The following is a 20,035-nucleotide window of genomic DNA, read 5'->3' as shown; positions in this document are numbered from 1 at the left end:
GCGAGTGAGTCGAAAATACCCACTGCAGTGCAAAAGCGTCGCTCTGAAAGGCCCGATCTAGAGCCTCCCGGCAGAACAATCAATTCTGTTGATTATTACCATTGCGTTTATGAACTTTTATATCGACTTATCGAGAGTAGCATTGCCTCCGTACCCACTTTATCGCCCTCCCAAGGAGCAACCCATCATGAAACGCCAATTACTGTTCAGCCTGACCCTGTCGATGCTAGCCAGCACTGCTTTCGCCCTGCCCGCTGCCGATCAGGCTACCCCGCAAGTGAAATCCAGCCACTCGGTGTTCAGCCAAACCGTAGCGGCTGATGGTTCGGACCGCACGCCACAAGGCCAGACGCTGGCTGAAAACGGTCGCAACCGCCTGGAAGAAAAAGGTCTGGTGCAAGACGGCTCCGATCGCACCCCACAAGGCCAGGCGCTGGCTGAAAACGGCCGTAATCGCCTGGAAGAGAAAGGTCTGGTTCAAGACGGTTCCGATCGCACCCCACAAGGTCAGACCCTGGCTTCCGATGGCAGCGACCGCACCCCACAAGGTCAGACTCTGGCTTCCGATGGCAGCGACCGCACCCCACAAGGTCAGACTCTGGCTGAAGATGGCTTCGACAAAACCCCACTGGGCCAAGCCGTTGCCGAAGGCGGTGGTGACCGTGTGATCGAACGCAACAGCCAATTGAGCTAAGCCCGTGGTGGCCTGGAAAAAAAGCCCGATCAAGCGATTGGGCTTTTGACTTTTCAGTCCCGGTAAAATCCTGCCTGACCTGCCCCTGCGGTTCGACGCCGACAAAGTCGATTTGCTAGAGTGCGACGCTTGTCCTGCCGAAGAACACACCTTGCGATGCTGCCCCGCGCCGAACAGAAACAACAGACCCGCAACGCCCTGATGGACGCTGCCCGCCACCTGATGGAAAGCGGCCGAGGATTCGGCAGCCTGAGCCTGCGCGAAGTGACGAAGACCGCCGGCATTGTACCCACCGGTTTTTACCGGCACTTTGCCGATATGGACGAACTGGGTCTGGTGCTGGTCAGCGAAGTCGGCCAGACCTTCCGCGAAACCATCCGCCTGGTGCGGCACAACGAATTCGTCATGGGCGGCATCATTGATGCGTCGGTGCGGATCTTTCTCGATGTGGTCAGCGCCAATCGCTCGCAATTCCTGTTCCTCGCGCGCGAGCAGTACGGCGGCTCGCTGCCGGTGCGCCAGGCGATCGGGCGTTTGCGCGAAAACATCAGCGCCGACCTCGCCGCCGACCTGACGCTGATGCCCAAGCTGCAGCATCTGGATGCCGCCGGGTTGAGCGTGATCGCCGACCTTATCGTCAAATCGGTGTTCGCCACTTTGCCGGACATCATTGATCCCCCCGCCGAAGCCTTGCCGGAGCATCTGACGCCCCAGGCGAAGATCACCCAGCAACTGCGCTTCATCTTTATCGGGCTCAAGCACTGGCAAGGGCTGGGCAGTACCGAGTAACAACCTCTTCCTTACTGACACTCCTACAAAGGTGCGGCGTCACGGCCTCCATTTGGTGCATGTAAAAACCTTCATGCACCAAAACACCCCAAAACTCCGCAACATCTTGAAACATCCACTACGCTCCGACAGGGATTTCCTACATCCCGTTCGATTGGCAAGGCCCTTGCTCTAGCCTGAGCATTGTCCATAGCTGGAAGTTTTCCGATGCTGGTGATTCACCGCAGAATCGAGTCTCAACCCCTCTGGGCCGCCGAGTTGCACCTGACCTTCGAAGCCCGGAGCAAAAGCCGTTTGCGCTGTTTCAGTGCCGAGGGTGAAGACGTCGGGTTGTTTTTGGAGCGCGGCCAGCCCCCGTTGTTTGATGGTGAGTGCCTGCAGGCCGAAGACGGCCGCATTGTCCGCGTCTGCGCCCGCCCCGAGCAATTGCTGCACGTCACCTGCGCCAATGCCTTTGAACTGACCCGCGCCGCATATCACCTGGGCAACCGCCATGTGGCGCTGCAGGTCGGCGATGGCTGGCTGCGCTTGCTCGACGACTATGTGCTCAAGGCCATGCTTGAACAGCTCGGTGCACAGGTCGAAGCGATCGAAGCGCCGTTCCAGCCAGAGCACGGCGCCTACGGTGGCGGCCATCACCATTCGCGGCACGGCGACGAAGATTTCAACTACGCGCCAAAACTCCATCAGTTCGGCGTACGCCTGTGAACCCGGCCTGGGCGCTGCTGCGCCTGGCCAGTCCGCAATTGCCGATTGGCGGCTACAGCTATTCGCAAGGCCTGGAAATGGCGGTGGAAAACGGTCGCGTCAACAACCCGGACAGCGCCCGGCGCTGGATCAGCGATCAGTTGCTGCTCAACCTCGCACGCTTCGAAGCGCCACTGCTGCTGGCCCACTGTGCGGCAGCGGCGGAGCAAAACTGGGATGAATTAAGGCAGCTGTGCGAATCCCACCGCGCCAGCCGCGAGACCCGCGAGTTGCATCTGGAGAGCCGGCAGATGGGCTATTCGTTGCAGCAACTGCTCAGCGGCTTGCCGGAACTCGACACCGCCGCTCGCGAATTTCTTGATCAGTGTGCTGAACCGCATCTGGCTCTCGGCTGGGCACTGGCGGCGCGTGCCTGGGGCATCAGTGCGCAAGACGCCCTCGCCGCCTGGCTCTGGAGCTGGCTGGAAAACCAGCTCGCGGTGCTGATGAAAACCCTGCCGCTGGGCCAGCAAGCCGCCCAGCGCCTGACCAGCGAACTGCTGCCGCTGCTGCAACAGGCGCAGCAGGACGCCACCCGAATCCATCCCGAACACATCGGCAGCGCCGCGTTCGGTCTGTCCCTGGCGTGCATGGCCCATGAGCGCCAGTACAGCCGTCTGTTCCGTTCCTAGGAGAAACACCACATGAACGCACAACCTCTGCGAGTCGGCATCGGCGGCCCGGTCGGCTCCGGCAAAACCGCGTTGACCCTGGCCCTGTGCCTGGCCCTGCGCGAGCGCTATAACCTCGCGGTCGTCACCAACGATATCTATACCCGCGAAGACGCGGATTTTCTGGTGCGCAACGAAGCACTGGCACCGGAGCGGATCATCGGCGTGGAAACCGGCGGCTGTCCGCACACGGCGATCCGCGAAGACGCTTCGATCAACCTCGAAGCGGTCGACCAACTGAACCGGCGCTTTCCGGGGCTCGACCTGATTCTGGTGGAGTCCGGCGGCGACAACCTGTCGGCGACGTTCAGTCCGGAACTGTCCGACCTGACCATCTATGTGATCGACGTCTCGGCCGGCGACAAGCTGCCGCGCAAGGGTGGGCCCGGTATCTGCAAGTCGGACCTGCTGGTGATCAACAAGATCGACCTGGCGCCGCTGGTGGGCGCGTCGCTGGAGATGATGGACAGCGACACAAAACGCATGCGCAACGGCAAGCCGTTCGTGTTCAGTAACCAGAAAACCGGTCAGGGCCTTGAGCAAATCATCGCCTTCATCGAACGCCAGGGCCTGCTGACCGCAGCCTGATTCACTGCTCAACAAGGAAGCTTATCCATGACACTCAAACGTATTCTTGGCGCTGCGGCGCTGCTGCTGACACCAGCACTGGCCTTCGCTCACCCGGGGCATGGCGACAGCGGTCTGGTCGCCGGCATCAGTCACCCGATTGGCGGCCTCGACCATTTGTTGGCGATGCTGGCTGTCGGTTTGTGGGCCGCGCAGCAGCAGGGCGCTGCGCGCTGGGCGCTGCCGTGCACGTTTGTCGGCACCATGCTGATCGGCGGCATGCTCGGTTTTGAAGGGCTGGAATTGCCAGCGCTGGAAAGCGGAATTGCCGCATCGGTGCTGGCATTGGGTCTGGCAGTGGCCTTGGCGGTGCGGCCGCCGTTGGTCATGGCAGTAGCGGCGACGGCGCTGTTTGCGTTGTTCCATGGCGTGGCGCATGGTCTGGAACTGCCAGACATGAGCAGTCCTTGGACGTATGCGGCGGGTTTCGTTGTGGCGACCGCCGCTTTGCATGCCGTCGGTTATGGCGTGGTTCGCGTGTTGCCGCAGGCAGCGGCGCCGCTGGTGCGGTTGGCGGGTGCGGCTTCGGCGGTGACTGGGGCCTGGTTGCTAGCAGGCTAGTTTTTATTGTCTGAACTGGCCTTTTCGCGAGCAAGCTCGCTCCCACATTGGATTTGTGGCGAACACAAAACCTGTGGGAGCGAGCTTGCTCGCGAAGGCGGCCGATCAGACGCCGCATCGCTGATGTCAGTCTCTCTGCTACCATGTCGCGCAATCGCCCCAGCCGTGACGACGTCCGCCCATGCCCCACGCTTCCCGTTCCGACCTCCTGCCTGAATTGACCGCCCTGTTCAGCGACGTGCACCAGCACTTCGTCAACGTCATCGTGCCGCTCTGGCAAGGTCCGGGCTGGAACGCCGACATGGCGCTGCCTTACGAAGCGCTGGACGCCGCACACCAACCGCTGCCACCGCAACGCTATCGGGCGATGGCCTGCGCACGGCAGCTGTACCTGTTTTCCAGCCTGATCGGGGTTGTGGATAACGCCGAAGTCCGTGCGGCGGCGCTGTTTCGCTCGTTGCAACGGCACTTTCATGATGCCGAGCATGGCGGCTGGTTCTACAGCGTCGATGCCCAGGGCAAACCGCTGGATCAGCGCAAGGATCTCTACACCCACGCTTTTATCCTGTTTGCCTGCGCGCATTACTGGGCAAAATCCGGCGATCCGCTGGTCGAGTCAACGTTGAATGCGGCGCTGGAAATCATCGGCCGGCGCTTCGCCACCGGCGATGGCTTGTACGAAGCCTGCCTGGAACGCGACTGGATTACCCTGCAAACCGGTCCACTGCAAAACCCGCTGATGCACCTGGCCGAAGCGTTCCTCGCCACCCTTGCCGTGCGCGAAGATGCCCAGACGCAGACAGCGTTGCTGGCGTTATGCACAGCCATGCACAAGCAGTTCGTCGATCCGCAATATGGCGTGTTGATGGAGAAGCCGCTCGGGGCTGTGGATAACTGGTATGAGCCGGGGCATCAGTTCGAATGGTATTTCCTGCTCGAATCGTCGCCGTTATTGCGTGGTTCGAAACTGCATGCGGCGCTTGAACGGGCGTTTGCCTTCACCGAGCAATACGGTGTGGTGCAGCCATCCGGCGCAGTACGGGCGATGCTCGATCTGGAAACGGACGGACGCCCGCGAGACTCGACCCAGCGGATCTGGGCGCAAGCAGAATATCTGCGCGCGCTGACCTTGCGTCAGGGCAGTGAAGCGGTGGTGCTGCGCCAGTTACAGGCGTTGCAGCAGCGGTTTCTGCATGCCGGTGGCTGGCATGAGTGCAGGGATGAGTTGGGGGAAGTCAGTCGCAAGGACATGCCATCGACGACCCCTTACCACTTGGCGACTTGCTACGGCGGCCTGGCTGAATATCTTCGCTGACGGATAAATAGCTATCGCGAGCAGGCTCGCTCCCACAGGTGATTGTGCGGCTCACAAATAGTGTGTTCAGCGCAATTCAATGTGGGAGCGAGCCTGCTCCGGGCGGCGATCCGACGAATGGCCGTTATGCGGTCGTTAGGCAATCCACTTCTTGTCCCCGGTAAAGCTGATGGTCAACCACCGCGCCGCATCCGGCTTGCCCAGCTTCGCGGAAATCTCTTCGCGCAACGCATCCAGTTGCCCGACATTGCTCAGCGCATAATCCGCCGGCAACACCACATGAATCTCGATAAACCGCGCCCGCCCGTGCTTCTGCACGTACGACACATAATCGTCGAAACCGTGTTCGGTTTTCGCCGCGTCCATCACCTGGCGCACCTGATCATCCAGCGTGTCCGGGGCAATCCCCAGGACATCTCGCAGGGCCGGGCCAAGAATCTTGAACGCCGGCGGCAACATGGTCAGGGCCAGCACGATCAGGATCAGCGGGTCGACATACACCGCCCACTGCCCATAGCCCTTCGACTTGAGCAGCAGCGCCGCGAGGAAACTGATCAAAAGGCCCACGGACAGCATCGCGTCCACCAGCCAACTGATGTTGTCGAACTGGATCAGGCTGGATTTGAGCTTGCGGTTACGGTGCCGGACGTAGAAAAAGTAGGCGAACTCGACCACGGTAAACACCGCCGCATAAATGATCACCAGTCCTAACTCGATGTCGCGGCCACCGTTGATGATGCCGAACACGCCATTGAGAAACGCATAGATCGCGATCAGCATCAGGAAACTGCCTTCGATCAGCAGCACCATCGGCTCCAGATGCCAGAAACCGAACTGGAAACGGTGGTTGCTTTCCTTGGCGATCAGCTTGGCCGTGATCAGCATCAGGACTTTGATGAAGGTTGCGATCAGCGAGAAAAAACCATCAAACAGGATGGATTGGGAACCTGAAACAAAACCGGTGACGATCCCGGCAATCGCCACAGCCAACATCAGAATGGTCGATTGTTTGAGCAGTGCCTGCTCACCTCGGTTACTCACTTTGACTCCTCGAAAAACCCTGAAAACCGCGGGGTGCGGTTGGGTTGTTGCGAGGGGAGTTTACCTTATCGGGATTTATTGCCTGTGACGGCCCCTTCGCGAGCAAGCTCGCTCCCACATGAGACCGCGATCAAATGTGAAAGCGAGCTTGCTCGCGAATGGCTTCAACGCGGTCTTAGGCCTTATTCCGCTCAATGGCAAAACCCGCCCAAGTCTGGCTCACAGGCATCAGCTCGAGGCTGTTGATGTTGATGTGCGCCGGCGTGTTCATGACCCAGAAGATCGTCTCGGCGATGTCCTGCGGCTGGATCGGCTCGGCGCCAGCGTAGGTCGCGTTGTAGCGCTCCTGGTCACCGGCAAAACGCACCAGCGAGAACTCGCTTTCGCACAGGCCCGGCTCGATGTTGCTGACGCGCACGCCCGTGCCCTGCAGGTCGCAACGCAGGTTCAGCGAGAACTGTTTAACGAACGCCTTGGTCGCGCCATACACATGGCTGCCCGGGTACGGATAGTTGCCGGCGATGGAGCCGAGGTTGACGATACCGGCGCCACGGCCATGCGCGATCAGGCGTGGCAGCAGCAGACGTGTGGCGTACATCAGGCCTTTGACGTTGGTGTCGACCATGGTGTCCCAGTCATCCAGGTCGCACTTCGGCGCCGGGTCAACACCCAGCGCGAGGCCGGCGTTGTTGATCAGGCCGCGCAGCTTGGCGAACGATGGCGGCAGGTTGGCGATCGCCTCTTCCATCGCCTTGCGATCGCGTACATCGAGTACCAGGCCGTGGACTTCAGTCTGCGTGGACAACTCGGCGCACAGGGCGGTCAGGCGTTCTTCACGACGGCCGGTCAGCACCAGTTTCCAGCCGGCCTCGGCAAAACGGCGGGCACAGGCTTCACCAAAACCGGACGTCGCGCCGGTGATAAACAGGGTGTTGGACATCGTGTTCTCCTTGCTTCGGCCGCCGAGGCGGCCCTTGGAATAGAAAATCAGCAGGCAGCATGCCCGCCCGCGCATGCACGGGCAACACCCACAAGCTGTACAAAAAACAACCAAGCCTGCCAACACCATAGCCACCGCGGCCTGCAGCCATGTGCACGCATGTTATCCACAGTCCCTTCCACAGTTTCCGGGGGCAAGTGCAAACGCGCAAAGCCGCGCCACATAAGGCTTTGCGGGGGAAATAGAAAGTTTTTTGCTTGACCCTGAAGTGGCAGTTGTGCCGGACGTGGCATTTTGCACGACCGACCGGTTACACCAGTGATTGCGCGAGGCCAGCAATTACGGCCCTCAGCGCGGTCTTTCCAGAGTTTAATCACAGACTTATCCACAGGCTTGTTCACATGGAACAGCCTGATAGTCGACGCCCAGAAAAAGGTTGACAACGAAGGCGTCAGCTCCTGCAAAAAAGCCTGATCAAAAAACAGCCACCCCCTTGCAGGCCACGTTTTAAAAGGCTTGCAGCCAGATACACCCACCTTATTCACAGCCAGCTCCACAGCAAACGGGGACAAGTCAAAACTGTGGAAAAACAGCCATTTGCAGCGTCTATATGTCGCGCTTTGGCAGCAGGCGGAATTTGTTTTCCACAATTCGCGAATCCGGCACAAATCAACTGTAGGAGTGAGCCTGCTCGCGATAGCGGTGTATCAGCCAGCGGTGATGGCGAATGGGAAACCGCGATCGCGAGCAGGCTCACCCCTACGGGGTTTTGCGGTGGGTTTGAGAGATAAAAAAGCCCCGGGACTTGCGTCGCCGGGGCTGTGCATAACGTGGGAACAATCAGTGCCCGCCCAGATAAGCGTTACGCACCTCCTCATTCACCAGCAGTTCCTTGCCTGTGCCAGTCAGGCGAATCTCGCCGTTGACCATCACATAGGCCCGATCCGACAGCTTCAACGCGTGATTGGCGTTCTGCTCGACCAGGAAGATGGTCATGCCGGTTTTCGCCAGTTCGCGCAGGGTGGCGAAGATCTGTTTCACCACAATCGGCGCTAGGCCCAGGCTCGGTTCGTCGAGCAGCAACAGCTTCGGCCGACTCATCAGCGCGCGGGCGATGGCGAGCATTTGCTGTTCGCCGCCGGACATGGTCATCGCCCGCTGCGTACGCCGTTCCTCGAGCCGCGGGAACAGTTCGAACATGCGCTGCATGTCTTCCTTGGCGTACTTGTCGCCAATCGGGATGGTGCCCATCAGCAGATTCTCCTCGACGGTCATGTCGGGGAACACCCGCCGCCCTTCCGGCGACTGCGCAATGCCGTTGGAGGCGATGTAGTGCGAGGACTTGTGGGTAATGTCGACGCCTTGATAGAGGATCTGCCCGCCCGCCGCCCGTGGCTGGCCGAAGATCGACATCAGCAGGGTCGACTTGCCCGCGCCGTTGGAGCCGATGAGGCTGACGGTCTCGCCTTCGTTGATTTCAAGCGACACGCCTTTGAGGGCCTGGATCGGGCCGTAGAACACGTCCAGGTCCTTGAGTTGGAGGATCGGTTGGGTCATGCCACTTCCTCTTCATCGGCGCCGAGATAGGCGGCAATCACTTTCGGATCATTGCGAATCGCTTCAGGGCCACCTTCGGCGATGACCACGCCGTGGTCCAGCACCACGATGTGGTCGGAGATGCTCATGACCATGCCCATGTCGTGTTCGATCAGCACCACGGTCAGATCGTGCTCGTCGCGCAGCAGCCGGATCATCGCGCTCAGCGCTTCGGTTTCCTGAGGGTTGAGGCCGGCGGCCGGTTCGTCGAGGCAGATGATCTGCGGCCGCGTGCACATGGCCCGGGCGATTTCCAGGCGGCGCTGTTGGCCGTAGGACAGTTCACCGGCGAGACGGTTGGCGCAGTCCACCAGATCGACCACTTCCAGCCAGTAGAACGCGCAATCCAGCGCATCGCTTTCGGCCTTGCGGTAGCCCTTGGTGTTGAGGATACCGGCGAGCATGTTGCGGTTGACCCACATGTGCTGGGCCACCAGCAGGTTTTCCAGCACCGACATTTCCTTGAACAGGCGAATGTTCTGGAAGGTCCGCGCCAGTCCCGCACGGTTCACCAGATGCGTACCGCCGAACATCTTGTAGTAAAGGCGGCTGAGGAACGACTTCGGCGAAACGAAATCGGTCGGTTTGAACGATTCGCCCAGCAACTGGATGACGTTGGTCTGCTTGCCGCGCACGTTGAGTTCGATCTTGCCGCCGGAGGCCTTGTAGAACCCGGTCAGGCAGTTGAACACCGTGGTCTTGCCCGCACCGTTGGGGCCGATCAGGGCGAAGATCGAGTTGCGTTTGACCTTCAGGCTGACATCGCTCAAGGCCTTGATGCCACCGAAATGCATCATCAGTTTTTCCACAGAGAGTACGACTTCACTCATGGCGCAGCCCTCTCATAGTGAATGGCACCTTTGCGTGGAGTGACCCCGGTACGGCTGATGCGGATCAGCCCTCGTGGTCGCCAGATCATCATTAACACCATCAGGATGCCGAACAGCAGCACGCGGTATTCAGCGAAGCCGCGCAGCAGTTCCGGAGCAACCGTGAGCACGAACGCCGCGATCACCACGCCGATGGTCGAGCCCATGCCGCCGAGCACGACGATGGCGAGGATCAGCGCTGATTCGAAGAAGGTGAACGAGGTCGGGTTGACGAAACCCTGGTAAGTGGCGAAGAACACACCAGCGAGGCCGGCCGTCGACGCACCGATGGTGAACGCCGAGAGCTTGACCAGCACGTGGTTGAGGCCCATCGAGCGGCAGGCGATTTCGTCTTCACGCAGGGCTTCCCAGGCGCGGCCCACCGGCATCTTCACCAGCCGATGCTTGATGTACAGCACGGCCAGTACCACCAGGAACAATACCGCGTAGATGAAGTAATACTTCACGTCCGGGTTGTAGGCGATGCCGAAGAACTCATGGAACGGCACCCCGCCATCCTTCGCCCGCTTGCCGAACTCCAGACCGAAGAACGTCGGCAACGGCGCCGGCATACCGTTCGGGCCGCCGGTCAGTGACAGCCAGTTGTTGAGGATCAGGCGAATGATTTCACCGAAGCCCAGCGTCACGATCGCCAGATAGTCGCCATGCAGGCGCAACACCGGGAAACCGAGGATGCAACCGGCCAGGCCGGCAGTGACCGCCGCCAGTGGCAGCACGGTCCAGAACCCCAGCCCGAGGTACTGGTAACCGAGTGCCAGACCGTAGGCGCCGATGGCGTAGAACGCCACGTAACCGAGGTCGAGCAGACCGGCCAGGCCGACCACGATGTTCAGCCCCAGCCCCAACAGCACGTAGATCAACCCGAGGATGACCACGCCCAGCAGGTACGAGTTGGAGACAAACGGCACGATGACCGCTAGCACAATCAGCAGCGGGATGATCCAGCGCAGACTGGATTTGTGGTCGGACGGCAATACATGCACGCCCGAACCGCTGCTCTCGAACCCGTCGAGAATCTTCAGGCCCTTGGGCGTTTGCAGGAACAGACTGAGGGCGAAGCGGCCGAGCATGACGATGCCGATGATCCACGCCACACGGGTCGGCTCGAGGTTGAAGCTGTAGCCGTCGAGTACCACGCCGACAATCGGGCCGAACACGATCAGGGCAATCAGGCCGGCCAGAATCGCCTCAACCAGGCTTTTTTTGATATCAATGCTTTTTTGAGTGGTTGAAGACATCGCTTACACCTTCGACACAAGAGGACGGCCCAACAGGCCCTGCGGCCGGAAGACCAGAACAAGAACGAGCAGCGAGAAGCTGAACACGTCTTTGTAGTCGGAGTTGACCAGGCCGGAGAACAGCGACTCGGAGATGCCGAGAATGATCCCGCCGAGCATCGCGCCAGGCAGCGAACCAATACCGCCCAGCACCGCCGCGGTGAATGCCTTGATGCCGATAATGAAGCCGGCATAGAAGTCGAAAGTGCCGTAGTTCATGGTGATCAGCACGCCGGCCAGCGCCGCCATGGCTGCACCGATGATGAACACATAGGAAATGACCCGGTCGGTGTTGATGCCGAGGATCGACGCCATCTTGCGGTCTTGCTGGGTCGCGCGGCACATGCGGCCGAGCTTGGTGTACTTGATCACGTAGGTCAGCAGACCCATGCCGACGAAGGCGGCCACCAGAATGAAGACTTTGGTGTAGGTCAGTTGCACGAAGCCAGTACCGACTTCAACGCGCCACGCACCGCTCAGCAGGGTCGGCACACCCTGTTGTTTGGCGCCTTGGGCGATCTGTGCATAGTTTTGCAGGATCAGGGAGATACCGATGGCGCTGATCAACGGTGCCAGTCGGGTGGAGTTGCGCAGGGGTTTGTAAGCGACTCGCTCGATGACCCAGCCATACACCGCCGTGATCACGATGGTGAAAATCAGCGTGCCGAGCATCAGCAGCGGGAAGGATTCAATACCGAAGTAAGCCAGCAGAGCCAGACTGATTGCCGCCAGGTAAGCGGAAATCATGTAAACCTCGCCGTGGGCGAAGTTGATCATGCCGATGATGCCGTAGACCATTGTGTAGCCGATGGCGATCAGGCCATAGACCGACCCGAGGGTCAGGCCGTTGACCAGTTGCTGCAGGAAAATACCATCCATAACGCAATCTCACGCAGTGAGAACCTGCACATCGGTGATGTGCGGTTCTTCTAGGAAAAATACAGATTTACGTCGGAGCAATGTCAGAGCGCGAACAGTTCGAACACCACTGGACCTTGTGGGAGCTGGCTTGCCAGCGATAGCGGTAGAACATTCAACACAGTTGTCGACTGTCAGGCCGTCATCGCGGGCAAGCCCGCTCCCATAGGGATTTGCGGAGTTCAAAGGGTCGCGTCAGCCCTTACTTCTGTTTTTCCAGCTGGTGATATTTGCCGTCCTTGTCCCACTGGTAAACCACGTAGTCGGAGACTTTCAGGTCGCCCTTGGAGTCCCAGGTTTTTTCGCCCATCACGGTTTTCACCGGGTTGGCCTTCAGCCACTTGGCAGCGGCTTCGCCGTCGTTTTTCTTCGCGCCGTTGAACGCGGCCGCCAGGGTTTGTACCGAAGCGTAGGCGTACAGGGTGTAGCCCTCAGGTTCGGTACCGGCCTTGCGGAAGGCGTCTACCACGGTCTTGCTGTCTGGCAGCAGGCGTGGGTCGGCGCCAAAGGTCATCAGCACGCCGTCGACGAATTGCGGGCCACCGGCGGTGGTCACCAGTTCGTCGGTCACAATGCCGTCATCGGACATGAACTTGACGTCTTTCAGACCTTGTTCACGCAGTTGGCGAACCAGCGGACCGGCCTCCGGGTGCAGGCCGCCGAAGTAGACGACATCGGCGCCAGCGCCACGGATCTTGGTGACGATGGTGCTGAAGTCTTTTTCGCCACGGGTCAGGCCTTCATACAACACGGGCGTCACGCCGCGTTTGACCAGTTGTGCCTTGGTGGCATCCGCCAGGCCTTGGCCGTAGGTGTCTTTGTCGTGCAGCACGACGACTTTCTTGCCCTTGAGCACGTCGACGATGTAGTCGCCGGCCACAATGCCTTGCTGGTCATCACGCCCGCACATACGGAACATCGCGCTGAGGCCACGCTCGGTGACTTGTGGGTTGGTCGAACCCGGGGTGATCGCGATGATCCCGGCTTCGTCGTAGATTTCCGACGCTGGAATGGTCGAAGAGGAGCAGAAGTGACCGACTACACCGGCGACTTTCTGGTTGGTGAGGTCCTTGGCGACCGTCACGGCCTGCTTCGGTTCGCAGGCGTCATCGCCCTTGACCAGAACGATTTTCTCCCCGTTGACGCCGCCCGCCGCGTTGACCGCGTCCGCCGCGGCCTGTGCACCCTTCATGTACTGCTCGCCAAATGCCGCGTTGGCGCCAGTCATTGGACCCGCTACACCGATTTTCACATCAGCTTGAGCAAACGCAGAAACACCCAGCGCAGTAGCGACTGCGAGGGCCAGAAAGCCTTTCTTGTAAAACGTCTGGGACATGAGGTGGTGCTCCAAGGTTTTTTTTAGTTGGCACTGCGACTTCACTTCACTGATTGCTCTGAGCAAGCGCCGTGCCATCGGTTTTTTATTCTTCAAAAAGTCGCTGCTTTCTTGTTATTTCGACTGTTTCGTTCCCATTTTCATTGGGCGTGCAACCGTCTAAACCGCGGAAGGTGAAACCTTTTAAAATCTCAGGCGCAACCCGCTTGCGCCATCATTGCAACCGCGGCACCAAACGACGTGCAACCAGCCTGTAACAGCCCGCGTCACCGAACTGCACACTGCTGGTGCGGGACTGCTACAACCCGCACCATTACAGGCTAGTCGCTGCATCGAAAAGCGCCGCTTCCGGCAACATATTTCAACACTCAGATAACGATGCGCAGGCACTGGCCCGCGTGATACAGCGAGAACCCGGCCTCGTACAGGCAACTGCGCAGGCCCACACCCGCCAGGGGCTGCATCGGTGCAAAAGGAATCGGCAAGGCTTGAGGATTGCCGTGACACAGGTAATCGGCGAACGCCTTGCCAACCACCGTGCCGGTGGTAACGCCACGCCCGTTGTAACCGGTGACGGCCACCAGTCCCGGTGCCGGCTCGAACAGGCGCATCAGGTGATCGGGGGTGAAGGCGATGCGCCCGGTCCAGGTGCATTCCCATTCCACCGGCTTCAGGTTAGGGAAGTAGTGTTGCTGCACACGATCGGCCCAGGCCTTGAGAAACCACGTGGGTTTCTGATTGCCGTTGCCCAGGCTGCCGAGCAACAACCGTCCGTCCTTGTCGCGGCGGATGCTGCTCAACACTTGCCGGGTATCCCACGAGCCCTGCCCGCCCGGAAGAATGGCTTGCGCCGCGTCTTCGGTCAGTGGCACCGAGGAGACCTGGTAGTAGTAGCCGGGGAAGAAGTTACGTTTGAGTTCAGTCCAGTCGCCTTCGGTGTAGGCGTTGGAGGCGATCACCACTTGCTCGGCGAGCACCGAACCCTGCCCGGTCTGCACCGACCATTGCGGACCCTGGCGTTCAAGGCGGGTGACCGGCGAGTGATCAAACATCTGCCCGCCCAACCCTCTCACAGCGTTGGCCAGACCGGTGACATAGGCCATCGGGTTGAGCGTGCCGGCGCGGCGATCGAGCAATGCGGCGGCAATCTTTTGCGTACCAGTGGCCTGTTCACAGGCCTTGCCGGTGAGCAATTCGACCGGCGCACCACGACGCTTCCATTGCTCTTCGCGACTGCGCAGATCCGCCTCACCCTTGGCGTTGTGCGCCATGTGCAGAGTGCCTTCGCGGCGCAACTGGCAGTCGATGTTGTATTTATCCACCAGGCTGAACACCAGCGCCGGCGCCGCCCCGAGCATACGGTTGAGCTGACTGCCGACCGCCTCGCCGAAACCGGCTTCGATCTCGTCCGGTGGAATCCACATGCCGGCATTGACCAGCCCGACGTTGCGCCCGGAACCGCCGTGCCCGGCGCGATGCGCTTCCAGCACGCAGACGCTTTTACCTTTTTCCAACAGATGCAGCGCCGCCGACAACCCGGTAAACCCGGCACCGATCACGCAGACATCGACCTTTACCTCGCCGCGCAGCGCGGTGTTATCCGGGCGTTGCGGCGTGAGTTTTCCCACAGACATTCTTCGCGTAACGGCATTGCCAAGCTCCTGTCGGAGCAGCTGCAAGCTTTAAGCTACAAGCAGCAAGCCGATCTGCTTGTAGCTTGGGGCTTGAGGCTCGCTGCTGCTTAATCGAATGTAATGCCCTGCGCCAGCGGCAATTCCAGCGAATAGTTCACGGTGTTGGTCTGGCGGCGCATGTACGCGCGCCATGCGTCGGAGCCCGACTCACGACCGCCACCGGTTTCCTTTTCGCCACCAAACGCGCCGCCGATTTCCGCGCCGCTCGGGCCGATGTTGACGTTGGCGATGCCGCAGTCACTGCCGACCGCCGACATGAACCGCTCGGCCTCGCGCACGTCGGTGGTGAAAATGCACGACGACAGGCCTTGTGGCACCGCGTTGTTCAGGCGCAGCGCTTCCTCGAAATCGCTGTAGCCGACCACGTAGAGGATCGGCGCAAAGGTTTCGCTGCAGACCACATCGCTCTGCTCCGGCATTTCAACGATGGCCGGCGACACGTAGTAGGCATTGGGGAATTGCTCTTCGAGCTGACGCTTGCCGCCGAATACCCGGCCACCCTCGCTCAGCGCCTGCTCCAGCGCATCCTGCATGTTTTCGAAGCTGTGCTTGTCGATCAGCGGGCCGATCAGATTGCCTTCCAGCGGATGACCGATGCGCACTTTCGAGTACGCAGCTTTAAGGCGAGTGACGATCTCTTCCTTCACCGACTCATGGGCGATCAACCGACGTAATGTGGTGCAACGCTGGCCGGCAGTGCCGACCGCACTGAACAGAATCGCGCGTACCGCCATGTCGAGATCGGCGCTCGGGCCGAGGATCATTGCGTTGTTGCCGCCCAGTTCGAGGATGCTGCGGGCGAAACGTGCGGCGACTTTCGGCGCCACTTCGCGTCCCATGCGGGTGCTGCCAGTGGCGCTGATCAGCGCGACACGCGGGTCATCGACCAGCGCTTCGCCGGCATCGCGGCCACCGATGATCACTTGGCACAAGTTGGCCGGGGCATCGGTGAAGCTCTTCACCACACGATCAAACAGTGCCTGGCAGGCCAGTGCAGTCAGCGGGGTTTTCTCCGACGGCTTCCACACCACCGGGTTGCCGCAGACCAGCGCCAGCGTGGTGTTCCACGCCCACACCGCGACCGGGAAGTTGAACGCACTGATCACGCCGACCACGCCCAGTGGATGCCAGGTTTCACGCATGTGGTGGCCCGGGCGCTCGGAGGCGATGGTCAAGCCGTACAACTGACGGGACAGGCCGACGGCGAAGTCGCAGATGTCGATCATCTCCTGCACTTCACCCAAACCTTCCTGGGTGATCTTGCCCGCTTCCCACGACACCAGCTCGCCGAGATCGGTCTTGTATTCGCGCAACACTTCGCCGAACTGACGCACCAGCTCGCCACGACGCGGGGCCGGAACCTTGCGCCATTGCTCGAACGCATGATCTGCGCGACTGATGTGCTGCTCGACTTCGGCCGGGCCTTCCCAGTTCACCGCAGCGATGCGGCTGCCGTCGATGGGCGAATGCACCGGCACCTTGCCGTTCTGGTACAGGGCCGGGTTCACACCGAGACGATCAAGCAATGCGGCAACCATGGGTCACTCCTCAAGCAAAAAACTGAATGTGTGCGGACGCTTTTTCGCGACCGGGCAGGCCTTTAGTTGTAGCGTCACAATGGCGAGGCAACAAACGACCTTTACGCGAGATATCATTCCGTTTATTCATGCTGCGCTGAGAAAGACAAGAAAAGGACCACCCATGCTGAATAAACGCCACCTGCCGTCGATCACCGCGTTGCAGTGCTTCGAGGCCGTGACCCGACACTTGAGTTTCACCCGGGCCGCCGAGGAGCTGAACCTGACCCAGAGCGCCGTCAGCAAACAGGTGGCGCAGCTTGAGGAATTGTTGCAGCACTTGTTGTTCCGCCGCGTGCGTCGTCGCTTGCAGATGACCCCGGCCGGGGATTTGTACCTGGTGGAAGTCCGAAAAATCCTCACCCAGGTGGAAATGTCGACGCATTACCTGCGTTCCTACGGCGGCGAGACCGAAGTCCTGCGCGTGTCTACGCCTTCGACCTTCGGCGCCCGCTGGCTGGTGCCGCGCCTCAAAGGCTGGCGCCTGCGCCACCCGTCGATTCACCTCGATCTTTGCAACGAGCAGGAGGCGGATGATTTGCTGCAAGGGCGCAGCGATCTGGCGTTCTACTTCGGCCAGGGTTCACGCCCCGGCACCGAGTGCCTGAAGTTGTTTGGCGAGGAGCTGGTGCCGGTCTGTGCGCCGGGCAGCCTGCCGGACAAACCCTTCACTGACCCGACGCAACTGACCGACCTGGTGCTGCTGCAAAACGCCTCGCGCCCGCAGGCCTGGCACGACTGGTTCGACAGCCAGGGTTACCAGACCGAGCACAGCTACCACGGACCACGCTTCGAAACCTTTTATATGTGCATCCGCGCCGCCCAGGTCGGTTGCGGTGTGGCGTTGTTGCCACGGTTTCTGGTGGAAGAGGAATTGGCCGACGGCAAACTGGTCATTCCCTGGCAGCATGCAATGCCCAGTTCCGACGCTTATTACCTGGCCTATCCGGAGCACGCGGCGGAAGTGCCGAAGGTGCGCGATTTTGTGAAGTGGATGCTCGAACAGATTGATAGCCCGGATGCCTGACTATCAATCGCCTGACACACCTCCAGTGGCGAGGGCGCTTGCTCCCGCTCGCCCCGGTTGACCTCACGCACAGCAGAAATCGCTGGCAATCCCTGCCGCTGATATGCGCCACTAGCACCATTGTTTGATACCGCGCCGGGCGCGGTGCACCTGGAGACCCCGTTTATGAGCGAGAGTGTGTTTGCCGATCGCATCGTGCAGAACCTGCTCGACACCGACTTCTACAAACTGACGATGATGCAGGCGGTGCTGCACAACTACCCCAACGTCGAAGTCGAATGGGAGTTCCGTTGCCGTAACGCCGAGGATCTGCGCCCGTATCTGGCCGAGATCCGCTTTCAGGTCGAGCGTCTGGCCGAATTGAGCCTGAGCGCCGACCAGTTGAGTTTTCTTGAGCGCATCAGCTTCATCAAACCGGATTTCCTGCGTTTTCTCGGGCTGTTCCGCTTCAACCTGCGCTACCTGCACACCGGCATCGAGAACGGCGAGCTGTTCATCCGCCTGCGCGGGCCGTGGTTGCATGTGATCCTCTACGAAGTGCCGTTGCTGGCCATCGTCAGCGAAGTGCGCAACCGCTATCGCTACCGCGACACGGTGCTCGAGCAGGCCCGCGAGCAGCTTTACCGCAAGTTCGACTGGCTCACCGCGAATGCCTCTGCCGATGAACTGGCGCAATTGCAGGTAGCCGATTTCGGTACCCGTCGACGCTTCTCGTACCGCGTGCAGGAAGAAGTGGTGAACGTGCTCAAGCACGATTTCCCCGGGCGCTTCGTCGGCACCAGCAACGTGCACCTGTCCCGCGAGCTGGACATGAAACCGTTGGGCACCATGGCCCACGAATGGATCATGGCCCACCAGCAACTCGGCCCGCGGCTGATCGACAGCCAGATCGCTGCGCTCGATTGCTGGGTCCGCGAGTACCGTGGCTTGCTGGGGATCGCCCTGACCGACTGCATCACCACCGATGCGTTCCTCGGCGATTTCGACCTGTTCTTCGCCAAGCTGTTTGACGGTTTGCGTCATGACTCCGGCGATCCCGTGGCCTGGGGTGAAAAATGCATCGCGCACTACCACAAGCTCGGCATCGACCCGATGAGCAAGACCCTGGTGTTCTCCGACAGCCTGACCCTGCCCAGGTCGCTGGAAATTTTCCGCGCCCTGCACGGCCGGATCAACGTGAGCTTCGGCATCGGCACCAACCTGACCTGTGACATTCCAGGTGTCGAACCGATGAGCATCGTGCTTAAAATGACCGCCTGCAACGGCCAGCCGGTGGCGAAGATCTCCGACGAGCCAGGCAAGACCCACTGTAAAGACCCGAATTTCGTCGCCTATTTGCGACACGTGTTCCAGGTTCCTGCCGATTCCAGTCTATCTAGCAAGGAGTGAATTCATGCAAGCCGTACAGCGTGAGATTGCTGAACAGCTCAAGGTGCAACCGCCGTTCGCTGACTACCAGGCCCTGCAGGCCGAAGTCGCCCGGCGCATTACCTTTATTCAGGATTGCCTGGTCAATTCCGGGCTCAAGACGCTGGTGCTGGGCATCAGCGGCGGTGTCGACTCGCTGACCGCCGGCCTCCTGGCCCAGCGTGCCATGCGTGAACTGCGCGAGCGCACTGGCGACGACAGCTACAAGTTCATCGCCGTGCGCTTGCCGTACGAAACCCAGTTCGACGAACACGACGCCCAGGCCTCGGTGGATTTCATCGCCCCGGACGAGCGCCACACCGTCAACATCGGACCGGCGGTGAAGTCGCTGGCCAGTGAAGTTGCGGCGTTCGAAGGCAAGCACGCGGTGTCGGTGGATTTTGTGCTCGGCAACACCAAGGCGCGGATGCGCATGGTCGCCCAGTACACCATCGCCGGCGCGGCTCACGGTCTGGTGATCGGCACCGACCACGCGGCGGAAGCCGTGATGGGTTTCTTCACCAAGTTCGGTGACGGCGCCTGCGACCTGGCCCCGCTCAGCGGCCTGGTGAAAAACCAGGTCCGGGCGATTGCCCGCAGTTTCGGTGCGCCGGAGTCGTTGGTCGAAAAAGTCCCTACGGCGGACCTTGAGGATCTGTCGCCGGGCAAACCGGACGAAGCCTCCCACGGTGTGACCTATGCCGAGATCGACGCCTTCCTGCATGGCGAGCCGGTGCGTCAGGAAGCGTTCGACATCATCGTCAACACCTACAACAAGACCCATCACAAGCGCGTCATGCCGTTCGCACCCTGATCGGTGATGGGATGAAAAAGCCCGCTGAGGCGTGATCCTCAGCGGGCTTTTCTTTGGCCAGAATATCGGTTGAGGCTGATGGCCTCTTCGCAGGCTAGCCCGCTCTCACAGGAT

General features: G+C 60.4%; 18 protein-coding genes and 1 pseudogene. 10 read left to right on the top strand and 9 right to left on the bottom strand.

Annotation, left to right across the window (positions count from 1 at the left end; all coding sequences use genetic code 11):
* Positions 1–187: 187 nt before the first annotated feature.
* The 7 genes from ACXX9E_RS08450 (at position 188) to ACXX9E_RS08420 (ending at position 5,404) form a co-directional block, all read left to right on the top strand.
* Positions 188–694 (top strand): hypothetical protein, encoded by a 507-nt coding sequence (locus ACXX9E_RS08450; protein WP_128615922.1) that lies wholly within the window; start codon positions 188–190, stop codon positions 692–694.
* Between the two features lie 156 nt (positions 695–850).
* Entirely contained in the window at positions 851–1,483 is a 633-nt protein-coding gene (locus ACXX9E_RS08445; protein WP_007966952.1) for a TetR family transcriptional regulator, read from the top strand.
* A gap of 207 nt (positions 1,484–1,690) precedes the next feature.
* On the top strand, positions 1,691–2,191 hold the full coding sequence (gene ureE, locus ACXX9E_RS08440) for an urease accessory protein UreE (RefSeq protein WP_128615921.1): 501 nt from the start codon (positions 1,691–1,693) through the stop codon (positions 2,189–2,191).
* Positions 2,188–2,862, top strand: a complete 675-nt coding sequence (locus tag ACXX9E_RS08435) for an urease accessory protein UreF (RefSeq protein WP_222833772.1) — start codon at positions 2,188–2,190, stop codon at positions 2,860–2,862. Before ureE ends, ACXX9E_RS08435 begins: the two co-directional genes overlap by 4 nt.
* A gap of 12 nt (positions 2,863–2,874) precedes the next feature.
* Entirely contained in the window at positions 2,875–3,489 is a 615-nt protein-coding gene (gene ureG / locus ACXX9E_RS08430) for an urease accessory protein UreG (RefSeq protein WP_267797373.1), read from the top strand.
* Positions 3,490–3,516: 27 nt separating this feature from the next.
* Positions 3,517–4,089: a HupE/UreJ family protein gene (locus tag ACXX9E_RS08425; RefSeq protein ID WP_267797375.1), complete on the top strand. Its 573-nt coding sequence runs from the start codon at positions 3,517–3,519 to the stop codon at positions 4,087–4,089.
* A gap of 181 nt (positions 4,090–4,270) precedes the next feature.
* Entirely contained in the window at positions 4,271–5,404 is a 1,134-nt protein-coding gene (locus tag ACXX9E_RS08420; RefSeq protein ID WP_458555278.1) for an AGE family epimerase/isomerase, read from the top strand.
* Positions 5,405–5,539: 135 nt separating this feature from the next.
* On the opposite strand, the gene ACXX9E_RS08415 is transcribed toward ACXX9E_RS08420, so the two are convergent.
* The 9 genes and pseudogenes from ACXX9E_RS08415 to amaB form a co-directional block, all read right to left on the bottom strand.
* Positions 5,540–6,445: a cation diffusion facilitator family transporter gene (locus ACXX9E_RS08415; protein WP_128615919.1), complete on the bottom strand. Its 906-nt coding sequence runs from the start codon at positions 6,443–6,445 to the stop codon at positions 5,540–5,542.
* Between the two features lie 175 nt (positions 6,446–6,620).
* Positions 6,621–7,385 carry an SDR family oxidoreductase gene (locus tag ACXX9E_RS08410; protein ID WP_186748292.1) on the bottom strand — a complete coding sequence of 255 codons (765 nt, stop codon included), beginning with the start codon at positions 7,383–7,385 and terminating at the stop codon, positions 6,621–6,623.
* Between the two features lie 840 nt (positions 7,386–8,225).
* Positions 8,226–8,942 (bottom strand): ABC transporter ATP-binding protein, encoded by a 717-nt coding sequence (locus ACXX9E_RS08405; RefSeq protein WP_123470957.1) that lies wholly within the window; start codon positions 8,940–8,942, stop codon positions 8,226–8,228.
* Positions 8,939–9,811 carry an ABC transporter ATP-binding protein gene (locus tag ACXX9E_RS08400; protein ID WP_128615917.1) on the bottom strand — a complete coding sequence of 291 codons (873 nt, stop codon included), beginning with the start codon at positions 9,809–9,811 and terminating at the stop codon, positions 8,939–8,941. Before ACXX9E_RS08400 ends, ACXX9E_RS08405 begins: the two co-directional genes overlap by 4 nt.
* Positions 9,808–11,109: a high-affinity branched-chain amino acid ABC transporter permease LivM gene (gene livM / locus ACXX9E_RS08395; protein ID WP_128615916.1), complete on the bottom strand. Its 1,302-nt coding sequence runs from the start codon at positions 11,107–11,109 to the stop codon at positions 9,808–9,810. The genes ACXX9E_RS08400 and livM overlap by 4 nt, the downstream gene beginning before the upstream one ends.
* Before the next feature lie 3 nt (positions 11,110–11,112).
* Complete coding sequence (locus ACXX9E_RS08390; protein WP_034151619.1) at positions 11,113–12,027, bottom strand: ABC transporter permease subunit; 915 nt, start codon at positions 12,025–12,027, stop codon at positions 11,113–11,115.
* A gap of 241 nt (positions 12,028–12,268) precedes the next feature.
* On the bottom strand, positions 12,269–13,402 hold the full coding sequence (locus ACXX9E_RS08385; RefSeq protein ID WP_123470951.1) for an ABC transporter substrate-binding protein: 1,134 nt from the start codon (positions 13,400–13,402) through the stop codon (positions 12,269–12,271).
* Positions 13,403–13,770: 368 nt separating this feature from the next.
* Positions 13,771–15,053: pseudogene (gene amaA, locus ACXX9E_RS08380) on the bottom strand (L-pipecolate oxidase).
* Between the two features lie 90 nt (positions 15,054–15,143).
* Positions 15,144–16,634 carry an L-piperidine-6-carboxylate dehydrogenase gene (amaB, locus tag ACXX9E_RS08375; protein WP_458555277.1) on the bottom strand — a complete coding sequence of 497 codons (1,491 nt, stop codon included), beginning with the start codon at positions 16,632–16,634 and terminating at the stop codon, positions 15,144–15,146.
* Between the two features lie 163 nt (positions 16,635–16,797).
* On the opposite strand from amaB, the gene ACXX9E_RS08370 reads away from it, so the two are divergent.
* The 3 genes from ACXX9E_RS08370 to nadE all read left to right on the top strand — a co-directional run bounded on the left by ACXX9E_RS08370 (position 16,798) and on the right by nadE (position 19,921).
* Positions 16,798–17,700, top strand: coding sequence for a LysR family transcriptional regulator (locus tag ACXX9E_RS08370; RefSeq protein WP_123470947.1), 903 nt, complete (start codon positions 16,798–16,800; stop codon positions 17,698–17,700).
* A gap of 165 nt (positions 17,701–17,865) precedes the next feature.
* On the top strand, positions 17,866–19,089 hold the full coding sequence (gene pncB / locus ACXX9E_RS08365) for a nicotinate phosphoribosyltransferase (protein WP_123470945.1): 1,224 nt from the start codon (positions 17,866–17,868) through the stop codon (positions 19,087–19,089).
* A 4-nt stretch (positions 19,090–19,093) separates the two neighbouring features.
* Positions 19,094–19,921 (top strand): NAD(+) synthase, encoded by an 828-nt coding sequence (gene nadE / locus ACXX9E_RS08360; protein ID WP_186748300.1) that lies wholly within the window; start codon positions 19,094–19,096, stop codon positions 19,919–19,921.
* Positions 19,922–20,035 lie beyond the last annotated feature (114 nt).

The sequence above is a fragment of the Pseudomonas sp. GNP014 genome (assembly GCF_054344005.1).
The sequence above is the reverse complement of the archived record's forward strand: the minus strand, read 5'-3'. Positions and strand labels throughout refer to the sequence as shown.

Excerpts from the sequence above, each read along its gene's own strand:
- ACXX9E_RS08450 (WP_128615922.1), top strand. The coding sequence starts at position 188 with ATGAAACGCCAATTACTGTTCAGCCTGACCCTGTCGATGCTAGCCAGC.
- ACXX9E_RS08445 (WP_007966952.1), top strand. The coding sequence starts at position 851 with ATGCTGCCCCGCGCCGAACAGAAACAACAGACCCGCAACGCCCTGATG.
- ureE (WP_128615921.1), top strand. The coding sequence starts at position 1,691 with ATGCTGGTGATTCACCGCAGAATCGAGTCTCAACCCCTCTGGGCCGCC.
- ureG (WP_267797373.1), top strand. The coding sequence starts at position 2,875 with ATGAACGCACAACCTCTGCGAGTCGGCATCGGCGGCCCGGTCGGCTCC.
- ACXX9E_RS08425 (WP_267797375.1), top strand. The coding sequence starts at position 3,517 with ATGACACTCAAACGTATTCTTGGCGCTGCGGCGCTGCTGCTGACACCA.
- ACXX9E_RS08420 (WP_458555278.1), top strand. The coding sequence starts at position 4,271 with ATGCCCCACGCTTCCCGTTCCGACCTCCTGCCTGAATTGACCGCCCTG.
- ACXX9E_RS08410 (WP_186748292.1), bottom strand. The coding sequence starts at position 7,385 with ATGTCCAACACCCTGTTTATCACCGGCGCGACGTCCGGTTTTGGTGAA.
- ACXX9E_RS08405 (WP_123470957.1), bottom strand. The coding sequence starts at position 8,942 with ATGACCCAACCGATCCTCCAACTCAAGGACCTGGACGTGTTCTACGGC.
- ACXX9E_RS08400 (WP_128615917.1), bottom strand. The coding sequence starts at position 9,811 with ATGAGTGAAGTCGTACTCTCTGTGGAAAAACTGATGATGCATTTCGGT.
- livM (WP_128615916.1), bottom strand. The coding sequence starts at position 11,109 with ATGTCTTCAACCACTCAAAAAAGCATTGATATCAAAAAAAGCCTGGTT.
- ACXX9E_RS08390 (WP_034151619.1), bottom strand. The coding sequence starts at position 12,027 with ATGGATGGTATTTTCCTGCAGCAACTGGTCAACGGCCTGACCCTCGGG.
- ACXX9E_RS08385 (WP_123470951.1), bottom strand. The coding sequence starts at position 13,402 with ATGTCCCAGACGTTTTACAAGAAAGGCTTTCTGGCCCTCGCAGTCGCT.
- amaB (WP_458555277.1), bottom strand. The coding sequence starts at position 16,634 with ATGGTTGCCGCATTGCTTGATCGTCTCGGTGTGAACCCGGCCCTGTAC.
- ACXX9E_RS08370 (WP_123470947.1), top strand. The coding sequence starts at position 16,798 with ATGCTGAATAAACGCCACCTGCCGTCGATCACCGCGTTGCAGTGCTTC.
- pncB (WP_123470945.1), top strand. The coding sequence starts at position 17,866 with ATGAGCGAGAGTGTGTTTGCCGATCGCATCGTGCAGAACCTGCTCGAC.
- nadE (WP_186748300.1), top strand. The coding sequence starts at position 19,094 with ATGCAAGCCGTACAGCGTGAGATTGCTGAACAGCTCAAGGTGCAACCG.